General features: G+C 67.5%; 8 protein-coding genes. 1 reads left to right on the top strand and 7 read right to left on the bottom strand.

Translation table 11 applies throughout. The annotated features are described in order from the left end of the window. From ACLQ3F_RS25440 to ACLQ3F_RS25420, 5 genes are all read right to left on the bottom strand, one after another. Window positions 1-4,968: an SbcC/MukB-like Walker B domain-containing protein gene (locus tag ACLQ3F_RS25440; protein ID WP_425851842.1), complete on the bottom strand. Its 4,968-nt coding sequence runs from the start codon at window positions 4,966-4,968 to the stop codon at window positions 1-3. Continuing rightward, window positions 4,965-6,269, bottom strand: a complete 1,305-nt coding sequence (locus ACLQ3F_RS25435; RefSeq protein ID WP_363888382.1) for a DUF2398 family protein — start codon at window positions 6,267-6,269, stop codon at window positions 4,965-4,967. Before ACLQ3F_RS25435 ends, ACLQ3F_RS25440 begins: the two co-directional genes overlap by 4 nt. After that, complete coding sequence (locus tag ACLQ3F_RS25430; RefSeq protein WP_425851840.1) at window positions 6,266-7,807, bottom strand: DUF2397 family protein; 1,542 nt, start codon at window positions 7,805-7,807, stop codon at window positions 6,266-6,268. Before ACLQ3F_RS25430 ends, ACLQ3F_RS25435 begins: the two co-directional genes overlap by 4 nt. A gap of 760 nt (window positions 7,808-8,567) precedes the next feature. Beyond that, window positions 8,568-11,159 (bottom strand): tetratricopeptide repeat protein, encoded by a 2,592-nt coding sequence (locus ACLQ3F_RS25425; protein WP_425851839.1) that lies wholly within the window; start codon window positions 11,157-11,159, stop codon window positions 8,568-8,570. A gap of 111 nt (window positions 11,160-11,270) precedes the next feature. Further along, a complete protein-coding gene (locus tag ACLQ3F_RS25420) occupies window positions 11,271-11,558 on the bottom strand; it encodes a hypothetical protein (RefSeq protein WP_355577616.1) in 288 nt (95 codons plus the stop codon). Window positions 11,559-11,662: 104 nt separating this feature from the next. On the opposite strand from ACLQ3F_RS25420, the gene ACLQ3F_RS25415 reads away from it, so the two are divergent. Further along, window positions 11,663-12,256 (top strand): DNA-binding response regulator, encoded by a 594-nt coding sequence (locus tag ACLQ3F_RS25415; protein ID WP_425851837.1) that lies wholly within the window; start codon window positions 11,663-11,665, stop codon window positions 12,254-12,256. A 275-nt stretch (window positions 12,257-12,531) separates the two neighbouring features. On the opposite strand, the gene ACLQ3F_RS25410 is transcribed toward ACLQ3F_RS25415, so the two are convergent. Beyond that, on the bottom strand, window positions 12,532-13,134 hold the full coding sequence (locus ACLQ3F_RS25410; protein ID WP_425851836.1) for a hypothetical protein: 603 nt from the start codon (window positions 13,132-13,134) through the stop codon (window positions 12,532-12,534). A 67-nt stretch (window positions 13,135-13,201) separates the two neighbouring features. Continuing rightward, window positions 13,202-19,450 (bottom strand): hypothetical protein, encoded by a 6,249-nt coding sequence (locus ACLQ3F_RS25405; protein ID WP_425851834.1) that lies wholly within the window; start codon window positions 19,448-19,450, stop codon window positions 13,202-13,204. Between the last annotated feature and the right edge of the window lie 133 nt (window positions 19,451-19,583).

Genomic DNA, 19,583 nt, shown 5'->3' with positions numbered 1-19,583 from the left:
TCAGCTCTCGGTTCGGGTGGCTGGTAGCGGCAGGGTGACGGGGGTGGCTTCGCCGGCGCCGTTCCACAGCCAGGGGATGGTGACGCGGTGACGGCCTGCGGTGGTGATGACTTCGTGGATGACGACGTCGCGGGATTCGCGTTTGATCAGTGGGGCGATCGACGGGGTGGTGGCGAGCACGTCGAATTTCCAGGTGCGCAGCAGGGCCAGGACCTGACGCAGGTTCTTGTCGTCGAAGGCGGCGTCGATCTCGTCGATGGTCAGCAGGCGGGGGCCCTGGTAGGTGGTGCCGGAGTACATGGACCAGGCGGCGGCGAGCAGCGGCAGCATGGTGGCCAGGCGTGATTCGCCGGTGGACAGGCTCTTGAGCGGGTTGGAGCGGGCGTTGACGGGTTTGAACTGGTCGACGCCGAAGCTGCTGTGGGTGACGCTGATGTGCCACTCGTGCCACGAGCGGTAGTCGAAGGTGTGGGCGACGCGGTCGGTCCAGGTTTCGTCGCCGGCTTCTTCCATCCGGCGGCGCAGGACGTCGTACATCGACTCGAAGACCTGGTCGGAGGGCGGGGCGGTGAGCAGGTCGACCATCTGGCGGGCGTTGTCGTCCTCGCGGACTTTCCAGTCGACTTGCACGCCAACGCGGGCGACCCCGGTGCGTACGTTCTGCAGGGTGGCGCGGATCTGGCGCACTAGCTCTTGGGCGGCTTCGCGGCGTTGCTGGATGTCGCGGCGCAGCTGGATGAATGTCGAGGTTTTGAGGATGCCTTTGATGTCGTGACGGAGGTCGGCTTCCAGGCCCGCGACGGTGGTGCGCAGGGTGGCGGTGGCGTGGCGCAGGTCGTCGCCGACTGCGGCGTTGGGGGCGGCGAGGGTGACGCGGCGCCAGTCGGTGTTCTCCAGGGTGGTGATGTCGAGTTGCTGGTCGAACGCGGCGAGGGCCTGGTTGACGGTGCGCGTGGTGTTTTCGAGCTGGCGCAGCATGCGGTCGCGGTTGCCGATGAGAGTGTCCAGGCGGGTGGTTCCCTGTCGTTGTGCCAGGATTCGGCGGGCCCAGCTCAGCGCGGCGGTGACATTGGCGGGGGTGCCGTCGGGCTCGTGCGCGATGTCGTCCGGGACGTCGGCGAAGCCGTAGGTGGCCAGCAGACCCATCCGGTGGTGGTATCGGGTCCGGGCTTGTTCGGTCTCGGCTCGTTGTGGTGCAAGGTTGGTCAGGGTCAGGCGGGCTTCGGCTTCGGCGACCTCGTGCTTGCCGTGCTGCTTGCCGAGCGCTTCGTCGTCGGCCTGCCGGGTGTCGTGTTCGGCTTCGAGGGTCTCGCGCGTACGCAACAGGTGGGTGTATTCGGCGCCGTACAGGGCTCGGGTTTGTTCGACGCGGGCCTGCAGGCTAACGGCGTTCTGCTGCAGGTTGCCCGCCTCGGTCGCGGCGGCCTGCGCCTGGGCGGCGGTGCGGCCGGCCGCTTTTCCGCTGGTGTGAGCGGTGGTGAGCAGGTCGAGGGTGCGTTGGGCGGCGCTGGACCAGGTGCTGATTTGACGGTCGAAGCTTTCGACCGCTTGCCGGTGCCGGTTCAGGGGTTGCGCGCTGGTGGGCAGCATGGTGCTGTCCGGTTGCGTGGCCGCGGTGTTGACGGCCTGCTGCGCCTGTGCGACACGGATGCTGGCATCGCGGTGCAGGCGCTCGTGGTCGGTGACGCGGGCTCGGGCGGCGATGGCGGCCTGATCCGCGGCGTCCTCGTCTCGTAGGGCTTGTCGTAGGTCGTCGAGGTCGGGGAAGGCATGTTCTTCGTGAGCGCACCGGTCTTCGGCGGCTTGGGCCTGAGCACGGTGGTCGACCTCGGTAGCCAGTTCGGCGCGCATGGTGTCCAGGTGTCCGGTGGCGGCGGTCTCGGCTTCCAGAGCGGCGTGCAGGGCGTCACCGGCGGATTCCACCTGTTGGCGGGCGTCGAGCACGCTGCGGTCGATGGTGGTGCGGGTAGCGGCGACGGCGGCCAGCGCGCGGGCCATGACGGCATCGGCCTCGGCGACGACTTTGGTGGTGCGCTGCTCGGCGGCGGCGAGCGCGAGGCGTAGCTGAACCAGGGTGTCGCGGGCTCGGGTGATGTCGTCGGTCGCCGGGAAGCTGTCGACCTCGGCTTGGGCGGCTTGTGCCGCCTGGTGCAGCGACTGCAGATGCTGCTGCGCGCCGGCGAGCATGTCACCGGCGGCGGCGAGCTGGTGTTCAAGGTCGGTGACCCGGGCGAGGCGGGCCCGTTCACGGGCGGTGCGGCCGATGAACGCGGCGCGGTAGCCGCGCGGGGCGGTCGCGATCAGCGGGCCGACGCGCAAACGTCCGGCGGTCGTGTCACTGTCGAGGTCGTCGATGGTGATGCTGCGCAGCAGACTGGTGATGCGGTGCGGGTCGATGCCGCAGTCCGGTTCCGCGGTCAACAAGTTGGCGAGGCTGCGACCGGGAACCGAATGGTGGGGGGACAGGGTGAGGTCACCGTCGCCGATGAGCCGCCCGTCGTGAGTGATCGCCGCATCGAGCAGGCCGGAGACCAGTAAGGCGCCTTCCAGCCGGTCGGCGTGGCCTGAGTCTGTCTGGGGTGCGAACGCGACCGTTGCCCAGAACGGGACGCAGGCGTCCTGGTGCCGCACGGCACGCCACGGCGGTGCCGCAGGTACCGGCGATTGCCGACGGGCGTTGCGCAGCTCGGCCTCGAGGTCGTCCACGGTGTGCTGGGCTTGGTCGCGGTCGTGTTCGGCGGCGGCGATGCTGCGCTGCAGCCGCGCGGTGAGCGTGGCATGTGCCTGCTGGACTGCTCGTGCCGGCTGGTGCAGGTCGACAATGTCCAGATTGCCGGGCAGTACGACGGCGGCCGAGTCGAGGTGGACCAGCGAGGTCCGCCATACGGCGACGTGGTGAGCCCAGGTGCGCTCGGCGGCGGCGGCAGCAGCCCCGCCGTCGGCGAGTGCTTGTTCGGCATCCGTGGTGATCTGCTGCGCGGCGTCGACCGCAGCCTCGTGAGCGGCGTGGTCCTGCCGGGCGCGTTCGTCGGCAGCCTCGTGATCGAGGACGGCTTGCTGCTGGGCTCGGGCAAGGCCGCGTTCGGCCTCGACCGCCGCTTCTGCCGCCTTCTCGCGTTTGCCGGCCACTACGGTCAAGGCAGTCTCCGCAGCGGTGACGTTGCGGCCGGCGTTGAGGACGTCTTGTTCGCGTGCGGCGAGCGCGATCCGCTGCCGGGTGCTGGTGCCGGCGCGGTGCAGCCAGCTCACCAGCGCGCCCGGTTCGGTCCTCTCGCCGGTGTCGAGCAGGTGTGTGGGTACGGCGGGCAGCTCGACGCGGTGGATGTCCCACTGCTGCACCGCGGCGCCGAGTTCAACTATTCTGGTTTGGCGCGCGGTCACGGCCTGCTCGGCAGCCTGGTCGTATCGGTCGCGGTCGGCTTCGGCGGCACGTACCTGGGCGGCGGCGCCGCGCTGGCCCTCGTGGGCTATGTCGAGTTCACGCATGGCAGCGTCGATGCGCTGCAAGACGTCCAGACGGGCCTGCACCCAGCTGTGGGGAGTGCCGGTCAGCTGAGCCAGACCGGTCAGCGTCACCGATGACCCGGGCTTACTGCTGGTGAGATGGTCGGTGGTGTCGGCGATACGGTCGACGAACGCCTGCGCACCCACCTCGGCGGCGCCGGCCAGCAGATGGGCCACGAGTTCGCTCAGATGCCGCTGCCCACTGGCGGCCTGATCCAGTGCTTCCTCGGCTGCGGCGGCGGCCAGCTGTGCGTCGTCGTTTAGGTCGTCTCGTCGCTGCCGCGCCGCGTCGTGCAGCTTGTGCAGCTCGGTTAGGCGCTCTTCGAGCTGGGGCAGTTCCGCGCCGGCGTGGTCGCGCAGGGCCGCGTCGGTCGCTTGGAGCTTGCCTTTCAGTTCGGTGATCGTGGTCCGCAGATCGGCCCGTTGCGCGGCGACGGCCGCTGCAGCCCGCGCGGCCTCGCTCAGCTTGTCCTCGGCGGCGCGCACCTGACGGGCGTGATCGTCGAAGACGGTTTGGGCGTGGGAGAGCTGCGCGGCCTCCACTGCGGTGACCGTGTCGAGGTAGCGCCCGTACTGCTGCTCGGCCTGCTCCAGCTGGCGGGTCTCGGACCGGGCTCGTTGCAGCTGGCGTTCCAGGTCGGCGATGCGTTCCATGGTGTCGGCGATGAACTGCAAAGCCCGCGGATCCAGAGCAGGCAGGGCCTCGGTCAGTACCGTCCGCATGGCGTTCGGGGAGATGGCCTCCGCGGTGCGCACGCTGCGCAGACTGCGCAGAACGCCGAGGAGCGCATCGAATTGCACGGTATCCAGCGGGGCGAACAACGTGGTGCGGACGGCGTCGCGGTACTGGTCTTCGTCCGCGACGCGCAGATGCGGTTTCGCCTTGCTGGTGAGCCGGTCGTGGGAAGTGAACAGCCGGCCGTCGAGGGCGGCCAGTTGCGCGGCGAGGTCCTCGACGGCGACCGGATCGCGGTCGCGTTGCAGGTACACGTCGATGCCGACCCGGCCGGGCGTGAGGAAGAACGCTCGTTGCAGGCTGCCGCCCTGCGACCGCAGCCACAGCCCGGTGGTCAGGTAGCGCACGTCCTCTGAGTCGGCGGTGCGCAGGCCGTACTCCAGCCACCAGGCTCCGGTGCGGTCCTCGGTGGGAGTGCGGTCGGTGTGCCGGTCGATGAGTGTGCCGGCGGCCTCACCCGAAACCGACAGGGCTTTCTGCGAGGTGTCGGCGTCCAGGAGCATGGTGACCAGCATCGACGCGGTCAGGGATTTACCGGAGCCGTTCGGCCCGGCCAGGGCCAGCCAGCCGTCGGCGAACAGGAACACCTCGTCGGTCCAGGCCCATGAGTTGACCGCACCGGCCCGGGTGGGCTGCCACCTGCCGACCACCCGCGGGACACCGAGACCGGCCACGTCCTCGACTGCCGGCTCGGGCAGGCGCCGGACCTGGTGCGGGATCACACTCACTGCTGCTGCTCCCCTGCCGTGGTGGTCATGCTGAACAGGCTGTCCGGCTCCGGTGAGGCCGGTGCGCGGGTGCGTGATCGCTCGCGGTGCCGCACGCGTACGTGCCACAGGTGCACCCCGGGCGTAATCTGCCAGCGGTCGTCGCCGCCGGTGGCGTGCAGCAGCCCGACGGCGACCAGTTCGGCGGCCGCGGCGTGGGCAAGGGCCGTGGTGCGTTCGGCGTAACCGGCGGCCCACCGTGGCGTCTGGGCCCGGATCCGCTCCACCATCGTGGTGATGTCGGCGACGCTCACGTACCGGTCGGGGTGCTCCGGCAGCATGGCCAGCAGCGCCAGCGCCGCCTGCCGTTCGATACGCCGGCCCTGCGGAAAAGCACCGGTGGTAGCTGATGCCGCCGGGTCGGTAATCTCCCACCAGTCGCGGCGGACGGTGCTGACCAGTCCCAACGCTGACGCGACATTGAGGGCCCGCTCCCGGCCGGTCAGTGTTGCGAGATAACCCACATCGTTCAGATCATCAGCAGGGTCTGCGGCAGGATCGTCGGCAACGCGCCGTAGCGCCGTCAACCGGCGGACCTCCACCCCGGTGCGTCGTTGCGCGGCGGCGACCGGGTCCGCGTCGGGCAGCGACACCGCGGTCAGCGCTTCGACGTGCTGGTCGGGTGGCCGGTCGTTGAGCGCCAGCAGGGTCGGCGATAGCGACGCGAATTTGTTGGCGAGGCTGTCGCGGTCGGCGGTGATGAAGACTTCGGCGTCCTCATCGGTCACCGCTCGTTCCAAGTCGGCGTCGACGGTGATCTCGCCTTCGGCCTGCAGCAGCCGGATGGCGTCGACGATGTTCTCGCGGGCGGCCTGCGCCTCCTTTTTGCTGACACCGTCCGCGGCGACGATCCGGAACGCGGGAAGCCGTCCAGTCACCGCTTCGGCGGCGCACACCTGAGCGACCGACTGCAACAACTCGCGCAGGCTAATGCGGGGGCGGCGCCACAACTGCTCGCAGACCAGGGCCACCAGCACGAGTACGTGGGCCGGTGCGAGGTCTCCGCGGCCGGTCCGGCGGGGCAGATGCGGCCCGCGGTCGGCGGGTACGTCGTCGCGGCGTTTGTGCAGCCGGACCACCCCGGACACATCGTGGATGTGCAGGCTCCAGCCCAGTTCAGCGCGAAAGAACTCGGTGAGTTCGCGGCGGCCGCGCAGCACGTGCCGGTAGCGCACCGGTTCATCAGCGGCGGTGATGCGGCAGATCACCGTGAGATGCCGCGCGGCTTCGCTGAGGTCCGGGTCGAGGGACCGCTGGGTCATGCCGCCCCCTCCACCCGCGCCGGTAGGACACCGGTGTCGGCTGGGCTGACGCTCACCAGCAGGTCGGGGGCCCACAGCACGCCCTCGGCGAACCGGACCGCCACGGTCGCTCCCAGACGAGTGACACGCACGCGCACCACCACGCTCGCGCCCTCGGCTTGGGCCTCGCCGTAGCCGGTGACAGGGTCGGTGGTGTGCAGGGCGGTTTCGACGGCGCTCAGGAGGATGGCCAGCGCCGGCGTTTCCAGGCCGGAGAAGTGGGTCATGCGGAACTCGCCGTCGGTGAGCAGCAGTGCGGTGAACCTGCGCCGGGCGGCGGATTCGGCGGCCGCGCGCTGCAGCGCCGCGGTCCGGGCTTCCCCGGCGTCGGGGACTTTACGGGGCCGGCCGCCGGCCGGGCCGCTACGTTCGTGTTCGCGGAGCACCACCTCGACCTGGTGGCGGCTGATGCCCGCGTCGGCGGCGGTGGCGAAGGCCACCTCCTCGTCGGCGGTGTTGACCGCTGCGTGCACTGAGGGCCATCGGCCGAACGCTGCCGCATACACCCGCCGCGCCTGCGGGTCGTCGGGCTGAGCGTGCAGGCTGTAGGCCAGTTCCCGGAAGTCGGCGGCCAAGTCGGAGCCCCGGCGCAAGGCAGTGTATCGACGGTCGATCGCGACTAGCAGGGTGTGGACCGCTCCTGCGGCGGACGAGATCAGTCGTTGCACCGAACCGTCTGTGCCGAACCACGCCTGCAGGTCCGTCAGGCGGCGCGCCCGCTCGTCGATCCAGTGCTGCTGTTCGCCGGGATCGATCAGACAGGCGTGCATCGCCGCTGCCTCCACCAGAAGCCTTGGCCCTGCGGCGGCGAGTTCGGCCAGGGTCGACTCCACTCTGCGCAGCGCCCGTTCGGACTCGCGCGGAAACTGACGTAACGCCTCGACGACCCGGTCACGGTTCTCGCCGAAGATCAGGTCGTCGGTCACATCGGACTGCACCATCTGCGCCAGGGCTGCGTAGAAGTCAGCCGTAACGCGTTGCATCTCCTCTAGGCGGGTACGCACGTCGTCAAGATCGGTGGGCAGCAGTCCCGGGTCCTGCACCGCGTGTTCCAGCAGTGTCCGTAGCGTACGGTCGACGCCGTCGAGGAGCCGGGTCGGCAACTGCAAGGCTCGCCGAGAATCCACGACGGCTGAGCGCACGGCACCGACCACGGCTCGGCCAACCTTGGTCAACGCCCACGCCTCCTGGCGCCGCATCACCGCGTCCAAGCCGGAATTCAGTGCGGCATAGTCGCGGAACGGCTCCACCAGATGCGCGCTGGTTAGGTAGTCGAGGACGTCGCGTAGGTCCCGGTCGGTGATCACGTCGAGGAAACCAACTTCGCGCATCTGCGCTTCGATGTCGTTCAGCGCTGACATCGGCGCACGGGTGGCGAGTTCCTCCAAGGCGGCGAGGGCCGCGGTGTTGCGTTCCCGTGCAAGATCATCCGGTTGACCGAAGCACCGCCACACCACGGGATCGATGTCCTGCCACCACAATCGCGGTGGGTTCGCCATGGCTCCCCTCTCCGTCGGGCGCAACCTACTGCGTCATCATCACAGCACTCTCTGACACTTTCCGACATCCTCCGGCCCTGCATCTCCCGCGAGGTCGCGCATACTCCGCTGGTCAGCGAAGTACACTTCGTCGCCGTCCAGGCCATCCATACCGCCCCGACCTCAGCCGACGGCGTCCTCCGCTGCTATTTGTTGGCCGGGGTGATCTGCTGCGGCGTGTGCGGCCGAATCATGGACTCCCACTGGGTCCACGACCGTGCCGGCTACCCGATGCCGACACAGCAACACCAGCACCCGCCCCACCTCATCGAGACGACAGAAGCCCCTCTACGTCCGAGGACCATCTCCTGGACAGGATTCGACACGACAGTTGCCTGCGTCGCCACCACCCGGTGATGCGCGACCAGGATCCAGACAGCGTCGCTGGCCACCTGCGGCTCAACAACATGATCATCTTGTGCTACTACGACGCCTGAGCCATAGAAACTGACACGGTGGTCTTCCCGCTCACCGCCCCGACGAGCGCCCTGACCCGCACAGCAGAAATCCCCACCCATTGGGACGGGGATCGCGCGAAACGCGAACACGAATCACGCTTCGTACGAAAATGATGTGTCCGCGACACGAACGATGCCCAACACGGGTTGCGCCTTCGGCGCTGTTCCGCCCGCACGAAAACCGGGCTACCTGACGGGTCCCGGGCTGACCGCCCGGGACCTGGTTAGCACGAGAGCCTCCTCAGCGGGACGCCGCTAGGGAGTCATCGTTCACCTTGGCCTGGCGCGGAATGGCTCAGTGAACTGCGGAGGTCGTCGACTGCGGGCCTCAACCGGGCACGCTCTTCATCGCCGGCGGCGATGGTCTCGAGAAGAAAGGTCATCAGCCTGGTGAGTGCGGGTGCCGGTTCGGCATACGGATGCCGGGCGCGGGTGAAGTCGTCGAGCGCGGGCTTCGTCGACCCGGTGGGAGTGTCGAGGGCCTGGGCACATCGGGCGATCCCCGTCAAGGTCCAGGCGGCGAAGTCGCGGTCATTGAGCCCGGTGCGGAGGTTGGCTTGGTCAACGAGCTCGGCGAACACAGATCGGGCCGCGCTTGGTCCGTTGGCTCGGCGGACAGCGACACCCTGGATGGCCAGGACGATCAGCGCGTCGGTGCCGCTGTACCGCCGGGCCATCGCGGCCTCCCGGGCAGCTTGGCTGAACCGGCCTTCGTGCATGTAGACCACGCTGAGGGTCGAGCGGGCCTGGAGGGCCACCACTGGGTCGTGGGCGGGAAGGGCCAGCGACACTGCGTCGCGCGCGAGCCGCCTCGCCTGGTCGTGGTCGCCCTGAGCCAGCCGAAGGTCTGCCTGCACGTCCAGGTAGGCCGCCCGCAGCGACTTAACTTCCTCGGTCTCGTCCCGGACGCCATCGAGCAGCGACTCGGCTTCCCGAAACTGTTCGATCTCGACGTACAGACGCGCCAGGCGCAACTCGATCGGAATCCGGCGGCCGGGATGCGGCCCGGCCGCACGCAACGCCTGGGCCAGGTACCGCCGTGCGAGGGTGTACTGGCCGTCGCGTCGCCGGCACCGGGCCATCCCGGCGAGTGATCCAGCACGTACCGCAGGGTCGTCCGGCGCCATCTTGAGCGCCTTCTCAAAGTTGGTGAACGCGTGCCCCACGCTTCCCTGGGCCCACTCAAGGCCAGCGAGATTGATCAAAATTCTGGCTCGCCAGCCAGGCTTGTCGTCGCCGGCAAGCGCGTACGCGGCCCGGTAGAAGTCCGCCGCACGTCCGAAGTGACCGCTGGCATGGTGCAGGTAGCCAAGGACGTTGTAGTTGGCCGGCCTCTCGGTGGCCTCGATCTGCTCCGCAATCAGCCGCCGTGGCCGCCGAAATAGCATAAGGGGACTGCCATCTGTGACCTTGGCTTCTATATCCTCGATCGACCTTAAGGCCCCGTCTACCCGGTCGGCACGCAGCCAGGCGTCAACCTCGGCCAGATACGACGGGGAATTGGCCCAGTCCCCATGATGGTCGGCCTGGCGTCGTGCCCGCAGCCGCCAGGCAGCACCGATCAGCAGCCGCCGATCAGCAGCCATGCTCTCCCGGGCAATCTTTTCCCGCCAGACCAGCACCCGGCTCGCCTCGGCCGGCTCTAGGAAGAACGTCTGCTGCTGACGGTCAGTGTGGATAGCATATCGACTCAGCTCGATCAACTCGCTGCGGACGAAGCCCATTTCGAGATGGTCGTCAGGTGGGCGAAATTCGTTGGCCAAAGCCGTGACCACCTTGGCGTCGACCGGAGTAGCGAACGCGGCGACGGCCCGGTAAACCTGCCGACGGTCGGAGCGGAAGGCCGTGGTCATCCGGCTCCGCAGACGGTCACCGACACCGTCCACGCCGGTCCGAGCAGCCCAGCCATGCACTTCGCCGGCCAAGTCGAGCGGCGTCGTGCCCTGGTCCGACTCCAGGACCGCGTCGAACAGCTGGGCGAGGCGCGGTCTGCCGCCGAGATCCCTGCAAACTTCATCCAGCCGACGGTCGTCGAGCGAGGACAGCAGGCCGGCGCGGCCACCTGCGCTCCTCTCGACGAACGCGCGGAAGTAGTCAAGCGGTAGGCCATCCACCGCGACCCGGCAGGCTGCGTCGACCCAGGTCCCGCCTGCCCCCGCCATCGGGACGACGCTGGAGATCAACATGACCTTGACGCCGTGCCGCGGACCAGTGGCAATCAAGTCGAGCGCTTCGTCGAGGGCAAGGTCGGTCAACTTGTGGTCGTCATCGAGCAATCGCTCGACCGAGTCAAGCACGATGATGCACGGCTTCCTCGTCCTGCCGCGCAAGATGGCCTCCAATTGCCCGAGCGGCGAACTATCCAGTGGTAGCTCGGCCTCGGCATCCACCCCGCCCGTCTTCAGGGCGCGCAACAGGGTGTCCACGGTCGGAGAAAAGGCCGGGGTCACCAAGTACCATCGGTGGTCGATTCTTACGTTGGCCAGGACGCGCCGGACAAGCTCGGTCTTGCCGACGCCGGCCGGGCCGTGCACCACGATCAGCCGCGAACGCGGGTCACGCAACGCCCACCGGAGCCTGAAGCGCTCGCCGCGACGGTCCACGAAGAATCCGAGCACCTGCCGGGCTTGCTCGGCAGCCCTCGAGGTGGAACCGGTCCCCCGACCGTCTTGGCGACGCTGTGAGATCGCCACCCGCAGGGCGGCGATCCCGACCAATAAAGACAGGATACTGGCGAACTTGTCACCGCGGTCGATTGCCCGCAGAAGCCCGTTGTCCTGATCGTCGCTAAGCAGGCCCCACCATCGCGGCACGTCGCCGACCATCAGGACCGTTCCCGAGACGAGCGCCGCCACGGCCACCCAAAGTGATCGAGGTCTGACTAGCCGCACCATAGTGCCATCATGAGGGTCTGGATCGCCTGCCGGAACTCCTCTCGCACGCCGGCATTCTGCAGGTGACCGTCGCTACGAGAGGTGACCGGCGCGGAGGGCGGCCATGACCACCCGGACGTCCAAGAGCGACGGCGCGGACCGCGGATACCTCCGGACTGCGACCTCGTCGAAAACCCGCTGGTCGAAATCCCCGTCGGGCAGGTGCTGCCACTCCCTGAGCTCTCGGGCGACCGACAAGATTTCATTTCGCTCTTGCAGCGTGACCCGGATGTTGAGCATCTTCGCCTGCCGGATGATCTCCCGGTCCTCCTCGGTGATCGGGAGAAACGACCCGAGCCCGAGGTCGTTGTCGACGACCATCCCTCAACGCTAGGGCCGAGGGACCGGGCAGAACCACGACATGTTGCGGCGGGTTCCCGCCGGGTCTGCGCCGGTACCACGCCGCGCTCCCTACCCTCGTCGCCATGGATCTCGCGGTGATCGACCCCCTGCCGATGTACCGGCACGGGGTTATCGCCGTGCTTTCCGCAGCCGGATACCAGGTCGGCATCCCGACGGACCCCCTGGACTGGGCCCGTCAGAGCCATGCCGGCCTGATGCTGCTGACACTGGCCAACGCGACGGACTGGAACCTACTCGGACGGGTAAGGCAAGACGCTCCGGAACGCAGCGTCATCGCAGTATTGAGCGAGGAGTCGGCAGGCCTGGGCGCGCGTGCGGTACGCGCCGGGGCGCGGTCGGTGCTGCACCGCGAGGTCTCCGCGGCTGCACTTCGACGGACCGTGGAGGCGACGATCGACGGGCAAACGGTCGTACCCGCCGCAGTGGCCGCCGCACTCGCGGGAGCGGAGGCCAACCCCGTAATCACGGCGGATCAGCTGACCTGGCTACGCCACCTCGCGGCCGGAATGACGGTCGCCGAACTGGCCCGACTGGCCGGCTACTCCGAGCGCGCGATGTACCGCCTATTGCAGACCCTGTACCGACGGCTCGGCGCCCGTACGCGGATCGAGGCGATCGTCCACGCTCAGGAACAGGGATGGCTGCTCTCCAGGTGATTGCCTATGCGGCGAGCCGACGTGACGTTCGCGGACACGGACGGGATCAGGGGCTCCGTGCACTGGACGTCTCCCACGCCAGCGGATCCGGCGCCGCAGGTACGAAGCCGGCCAACGGCCGCTGGCCCATTCTCACCGACTACGCAATAGCCACCGCTTGACGAAAGCCGGCGGACTTCAGGATTCGTATCGGCATGGGATCGACACCGTAACCGCACACAGAACGACTTCATGTGTCCCTAGCCAGCCGAGATCTGGATATCGAAGGGCAACAACTACAACTCCTGACCGGTCTCTTGCTGATCGCCGCGGGACTGCATGAGCAGGGACTTCGCGCGTTCGCACGCCGCAGCCAGTCTTTCGAGATCCCTGAGCTTCCGGGCGTCAGGGGCGGCGCTGTCAGCCCCGGCCTCCTCGTCGTTGTCGTCTACGCCCGACTCCATCAGGTCGTCCAATGACTTCAGGAAGGAGAACTCGTCGTCGGGAAGCTTTCTGGCCAGTTTCACCCATCTGGCTTCCTTGGTTGACGCCACCTGCGCGGCGCTGTAGATGAGAGAGCGAACGACGTCGCGTGCGGCGCTCTCCACCGCCAGCGCCGTGGACAGCAGCGCGTTGGAGGCGACTTGTTCGGGGGTGGGTGTGTTCTCTGCATCGAATCTGCGGTAGAAGGCCCACGGCGGTGCCTTGGGGTCGAGTCTGGCGAGGGCTCGGTGTAGTGCCTCGTAGGTCGCCATGGGACGCTCGTCGCTACTAATGGTGCGGCGGTGGCTCCACAGTCGCAGGATCTCGCCGGCACACTCCCGGCGAAGCTCCTCACGCTCGGGGCCCGCTGGTGCATGTTCCACACGGGTTATCAGGTCGGCGATGTACTGCGCCATCCACCGGCCAAGGGTGTCATGTGTGTCCAGCATGGACGCGAGGTCCCTGCCGAGCGCGAGAACCTGGTCAAAGTTCGACGAACCCGCTGCGGCCGTCGAAGACGACAACTTTGAAATCGGGTTCGGTGTATCTGCTTGCTGGGTCATCTGATTCGGCCTTGTCGCCCGTGGCGGCGGGTCTGCGCCGCTCGATAGTCACTTTGAAGATCACGTTCATGTTCGTGGCGTCAGTGAGAAGACGCAGACTGTCGATTGTCGCGCTGAGCCGCTGCCCCTGGCTGCCCGTGGTGTGGTTGGCGTCGCGATCTACAAGATCGCGCCACACGTAGGAGCGCATCACGGCCTGACCGTCTCGATGCCAGAGCCTCTGGTCGGCATCTGAGCTCAGATCCAGCCAGGCGCAGGCCTCGTTCGAGGGCCTGGGGCCGGGGTATTTGACGCCGCCGGCCAGCGGGTCACGCTCGTCGAGGCCGCCGACCAGGTCCGTATGCTTGATCCAGCCGAGCAGGCGGTAGCCGGCTAGATCGATCTCGCAGTCGTCTCCTGCAGTCGGAACCCTGAAGTCGTAGCTGCTGGCGGACGCCTGCCAGGCGGCGAGGAGGTGGTTGGAGCGGCCGGGCTCGACGAGGGCGCTTTCCACCATGACGATCTCGGTGCTGTCGTGGTAGTTCTGCTCGGACCATTCCCAGATGTTGATCATTCCCGGGTCCGCTTCGAAGATCTGGGCGGTAAGGTCTTCTGACGTGACCGGCTGCGTCCAGGTGCCGTCGCGGTATGCCGCGTCGGACAGCGTGCTTCGATCAGCGGGCACCGGGTCGCGGCGGTCGGCGAGCCAGCGGCCGTCCGGGCGCGTCGGACGGAATCGCTGAAGCCAGTCGGGGAAGCTGTCGAAGCTATCGGGGTCGTCGCGGGCGGGTCTGGTGTCGATGAGCTGACCGGCAACGGTCATCAGCGCGTGGAAGCTCAGATAGAAGTCAAGATCGTGAACAGTCGGAGTGTCGTACTTGTAGTAGAACGTCTTCTGTCGGTCGAAGAGTCCCCGACTCTGGCGCAGGTCCTCGACGCGGCCCTCACGAAGGTCGAGCCCCCACAGCGTGGTAATCACGTCGCCAGCCATGCGTACCGCTTCTGCGGGGTCCATGGCGAAACAGCGCGCGAGCGGCTCGATCCAGTGCTCTTCGAAGTCGAAGTGAAAGCGGTAAGCGCCTCCCTGCCGCCGGCGCGGCCTTGAGCCGAGAGACTTGCGGCGTGTTCGGGTTGCTGAGACCTTGCTGATCGGCTTGTTGCGTGCCGCCAGACGGGCGCGCTCATCGCTGTCCAGGTCGATAAGCCCGTGGCGGTCGAGCGCGTCCAGTAATCGGCATGCGCTCTCTCGCATCAGCACGTGGGTGTGCGTGCCGAGTGCTATCCGCCGTAGCTGCGCCTCGAAGGGTCGTAGGCTCGCTGGGTTGTCGATGACGACCCGTTCCAGACCCATGAACAGCCACAACTGGGCATGCTGCTCGTAGAAGGCCACGCGGCTGTCGGCGAACGGCTGCGGGGGCGCGGCGTCGGCGAACTCGGCGAGGGCATCGAGTTCTGCCTCGGCACCGAGCCGGCCGAGCAGGTGGACCACATGGGCGGCCAGCCAACGGGTCCGGTCGTCGGGGTCGGCCAACGCTGACCACACGTACCCGGCGGCGCAGACGCGCAGATCCTCTGGAGGAGTCAGCCCAGGCATCCATGGGCCGTCGGCGGTCTCGGGATCGATGAGATAGTCGAGCTCGTCTGCGGCTTGGTCGAAGGCGTCTCGCGCGTCAACGGGTGGCAGCCATTTCGCGGTGTTGCCGACCAATGCGAAGCAGGACTCTGAGTCGAGCAGGTCGTTTCGTGCGCCGAGTTCCGCCAGCGCCGTGTCGTACAAGCCCTGCGGCGGCTGCCCAGTGACACGGCTTAGCATTTCGATGGACAAAGACCGGTACCTGCGTGTCACGATCTCGCCACAGAACCGGCTGACCGCAGCTGTGGCCAGGTCACGGGCGGCGTCTCTCGCCGCACGGGGCAGGCCGGTGGCTTGCTCGAGCTTTTCCAGCAGCTTGCCGTGTGCGTACGCCTCCAGGTGGGGGTTCAGCGCGAAGGTCGTAATGGCCTCGTGCAGGTTGCGTGACGTGGTGGCGAGCACCGCGTCGATGAGGTCGTCGATGTTGAGGTTCCGGTGGCGGTCTAAGCACAGGCGGCGGGCTTGCTCAAGCCCTGCAGCGCAGGTCACGTCGATCGCGGCCAGTTCTGCCAGGTCGGGAGCTCTTCGCGTTTCCCAGGTGGAATGGGAGACGTCCCACGACATGCCGTGCCGGTGGGTCGCGGTGTAGTTGTCGACGGCTCGGTCTTTGCGGGCGTCTCGCGCGTAGCCGGTGCCGGACAGGTCTACGGTGCGCCGTCCGGCGAGTTCGTCCAGGTGCTCGAAGTAGTCGACGGGATGCCAGTCGACGCGGTCGTATTCGCCTGCGGTGTCGAAGAGCAACTGCGGGTGGGCCGACCCTGATTCCAGTGCGGTCTGCAGTGCCGCGCGGACGTCGGACGTCTCGGCGAGGGGCAGTAGGGCTAGGCCCGCCAGCGGGGCCTGCTCGGCGAGGCCTTGACCTGGCTGCAGCAGTTGCCGTAGTACCAGATCAGCGTATCCGAAGTTGCGGCTGCGCCACCGGGCGGCGATCGCTACCGCAGACCGATGGCTGAACCCCGATACCGTCTGGATGCATTGAGCGTGGTCGGCGGCGTCTTCCAGGTAGGGGCTGAGCGCCTCGAATGTCCTGGCGACTCGGTAGGCCCGTTCAAGGTCTTCCCCGAGGTCACCGGCGCGCCGCGCGAGTGCGTTGATCCCCGCCCAGCGGTCCATGATGTCGTCGCCGATCTTGTCGGCGGTGTCCACCGCACGACCGAAGTAGGCCTTCGCCTCGCCGCGCATGGCCGGACGGATCGCTTTGGCGAGTGCGGCAAACATGTCGATCTTCTCGCTGGCGGCGACGTGTGCCCGGGTGACCTGCTCGTCCAACCGGCCTGCGACGGCGAAGATGACGTCGTCCATGTGCCGTGACAGGGCGCTGTGCCGGACGACGTCGATCAGCGTCGGCCAAAACATGTAGCCCCAGACGGTCTCCAGCCAGACACCGTACTTCGTGATCAAGGCGGGGTATTGACGGCGGCTGAGGATCTGCGCCGACAGCCGTGCCACTGATGCCAGCATCAGACGCGGTGTCTGATAGTCGCTGACACCACGGCTGTAGGTGCTCGCGGCAAGCTGTTCGAGTTCCTCCTCGACGTCGTCGGACGAACAGGCGACGCGTGCCCACAGACTCGCCCATGGCAACGATGGCGTGATGTTGCGCTTGAACTCCTCGAGGTCACGGGAGCTTGAGTAATTCTGCTTGTCGAGCTCCTTGAGAAGGTCGGGGTGGGCGAGATCCCGATCGGTGAGCTCGCAGCCATCGATACGTGCCTTGAGCGCGTATGCCTTCAGCAGCACGTCCAGCGACGTCCCGTGTGTCGCCCCAATTCCTCTGGGTGGCACGCTCGGCAGGTAGAGACTCAAGATCTTCCCCAGCTGCGCCGGCTCGGCGACGCCATGGGACGCCGCAGCCGTCACGAAAGCGATGGCGGCCCACAGGGCATCGAAATCGCTGCCGAAGGGGTCCGCGCCGTCAGCCACGCCGATACGCCCGGAATGCCCGTCGAACATCGCCAGCGCGGCCTGCGCAGCCGAGGCGTCCAGGGGCAGATCGAACTTTCCGGCTTGGCTGAGGGCGGCGAACTGGATGGGCATGCTGTGCTCGGCGGCCACGATCAGATCGGCCATCTGCTCGACACGGCCGGTCTCGATGAGACCGGCCGTCACGATACGTCCAGCCCGGTAGACGACCTCCGCAGGTTGCCAGCCGCCGAGATAAGCGACTGCGGCCTCAATCCCATCAGTGTTCACCAGGCCCAGCGCGACCTGCGCGAGGTCGGACCCGCCCAGCCGGTGCTGTCGACTTAGCGACTCAGGCAGCCTCGACCACCCGTCGATCCATTCCATGGCGCTACGCAGGCGGCTACGCGCAAGATCACGCTGACCGGCAGACGACAGAAGGCAGCCCTCGTAGGCCAGGTTCGAACCCGGCCAGTCCTCGCCAAGAGGCCCCCGCGCGACCAGCTCGTCCAGTGACTGCGCGTCGAGCAGGTCACCGGCCAGATGTGTGTTCGCCTTAATCAGCTCGCGGCGTCGTGTGTGACCCAGTGACAGCGAGCCCGCCTTCAGTGCCAGCCGCACCGCCGCCGCCCGAGCCTTCTGCTTCATCGCCGCCTTGAGCGCGAACTGAACCCGCTGCTGCTCAATCTCGGCCCGCTCAAGCGGGCTCAGCGCGGGCAGGGCCGCACCGTCCACCGCCAGATCAACAAGATCGGCCAGACGTCCGGCCTCCCACAGCAACTGCGGCAACGACGCCGCCGCATAGGCATGCCGGTCGGCGAGTGGCCGAAGCCGCTCGAGAAATCCGTCGAGCCGGCGACCTGCTGGTCGGTGGTTTCCCCGGAACCACGTCTCGGTCGGCTCGTCGCGAAACTGCACACAGCCGCCCTCGATCAGCAACGGCCGTCCGAGATCACTGACAAAGCTGTGGACCGCTTCGCTCGGCATATCACACAGCTCGGCAATGACCTGCACCGGCACCCGAGGCCGCAGCGCGGCCAGTGCCTCGCAGATGCCGTCGACCTCAGCGGTTGTCATCTTCCGCTCGTCGCGGACCTTCCCGACCGATCTCGCGATCACCGCATCAAGCACCCCGGCCGCGTCCGGCACCCCGGCTAGGGCAAGGGACCGCAGGCAGGCTGCGGCGCTGGACACGTCGGCCAGCGCCGTGGCCTGCACGCGCGGATTGCCAAAGGTGCGGTGGTGAAACTCCGCCACGTCAGCGTCTGCCGCGTCCGCAAACCGGGCCCGCATGTGGGCACCGCTTTCTCCCAGGTTGAACCCACGCAACTCGATGCGCAGCGTGCCTGACGGCACCCCCAGCGACGCGACTCGCTCGGTGCGCGCAAACATCACCAATCGCACATTGGCCGGCAAGTTCTCCCGCAACAGGTCAGGCACGAACGAACGATGTCCGAACTCCCGCGCCGCAGTAACGGCATTGTCCGCCGCGTCCACCGCGATGACCAGCAGCGCATCGGGGCACCTCGCCCCCATCACGAAGGCGCTGGAAGCTACCCGGTCAAGGAAAGCCCGCATGTAGTCCGCTGCGGTGGCGCTGGCCGAAGGCACCAACGGCTGACAGAGCCCACGAGCGGCGAGTTCGTTCGCGATCTGCAGCACCACCTGCCGATGCTCGTGCCGCAGCTCGCTGATCAGACGATAACCGCCCGCGCCGAAGCAGTCATACGTGACGCATTCAGACCCGTCAGGGAGAAGCCTTTCAATCGACTCAGCCAGCACGGACTTACCGACCCCGCCGACCGCATGTACGACGATCGGCCCCTGAGCACCCACGATCTGATCGGCGATGTCGCGGAACTGCTTTCGATCGAGGCGGTTCGCGACCGGCGCCAGACGGGAAGGGGCCGGCATGAGCTGGTCCTCACTTGCGCCAAGCGCTACCAGTACGTCTGATCGCCGGATGGAGTTAGAACCCTCCAGCGATGTAGCCCGCCGCGACACGATCTCTTTGAGGCGAAGCGGCGCATCACCACGCACTCCCGGCAGGTAGTCACCAACCCTCCGCTCGAAATCCAAGCTCAACGCCGCCAGCCCCAGCTCAGGATTGCCAAGGTCAACCAAGCGGCAGAACTCCCCAGCAACCGCGTCGTCGTCGATCCCGAGGTAACCTCGCAGCAGTGTCATCTGGGACTTGTGCCGCGGCGCACTGCCAGCCGAGAGATCTTCCAACGTCTGGCTGACCTTCTCGCCCACAGGCCGATTAGACACGAGCCGGAAACTGATCCTGTCCAGCAGCGAGGCGTCCGTTTCCCGCAGCTTCGTGAACCGCTCGGCAAAGCCGCTCAGCGTCCCTTTGAGCTCAGACATCGTCCATGCTTCGCCGTCTCGGACAGTGGAGTGTTTCAACTGCCGGTACACCACACGGTCGGCGTCCGGAAGCTGCTCAGACCCGAAGTACTCCGCAATGTCGATAACCTGCTCACCTGCGACGATACCGTCGTCGCCAGTGAACTCCTCCGCCGACGCCCCTTCGATAGCCACGGCGGTCAGCGGAGCCATCGGCGGCAAGAGCGCTAAGCACCGACGCGCCGCCCAGTGGTAATGGAACTGATCGCCATCGCGGCTCGTGCGCAGCAGGTCTGTCTTCGCCATGGTCGTCTCAGCGTAGGCCAGGCCGCCGACATAACCGCCGCCACGACCACGACCAGCCCTCAGGGGTAGGAACCACGGGCGTTTCAGGGCCACCGACGGCGGCCAAGTCGCCGGCCTCAGGTTCTGCCGACTG

It is taken from the genome of Micromonospora sp. DT15 (assembly GCF_049841475.1).
Taxonomy (GTDB): domain Bacteria; phylum Actinomycetota; class Actinomycetes; order Mycobacteriales; family Micromonosporaceae; genus Micromonospora.
This window is presented reverse-complemented; position numbering and strand designations above follow the sequence as displayed.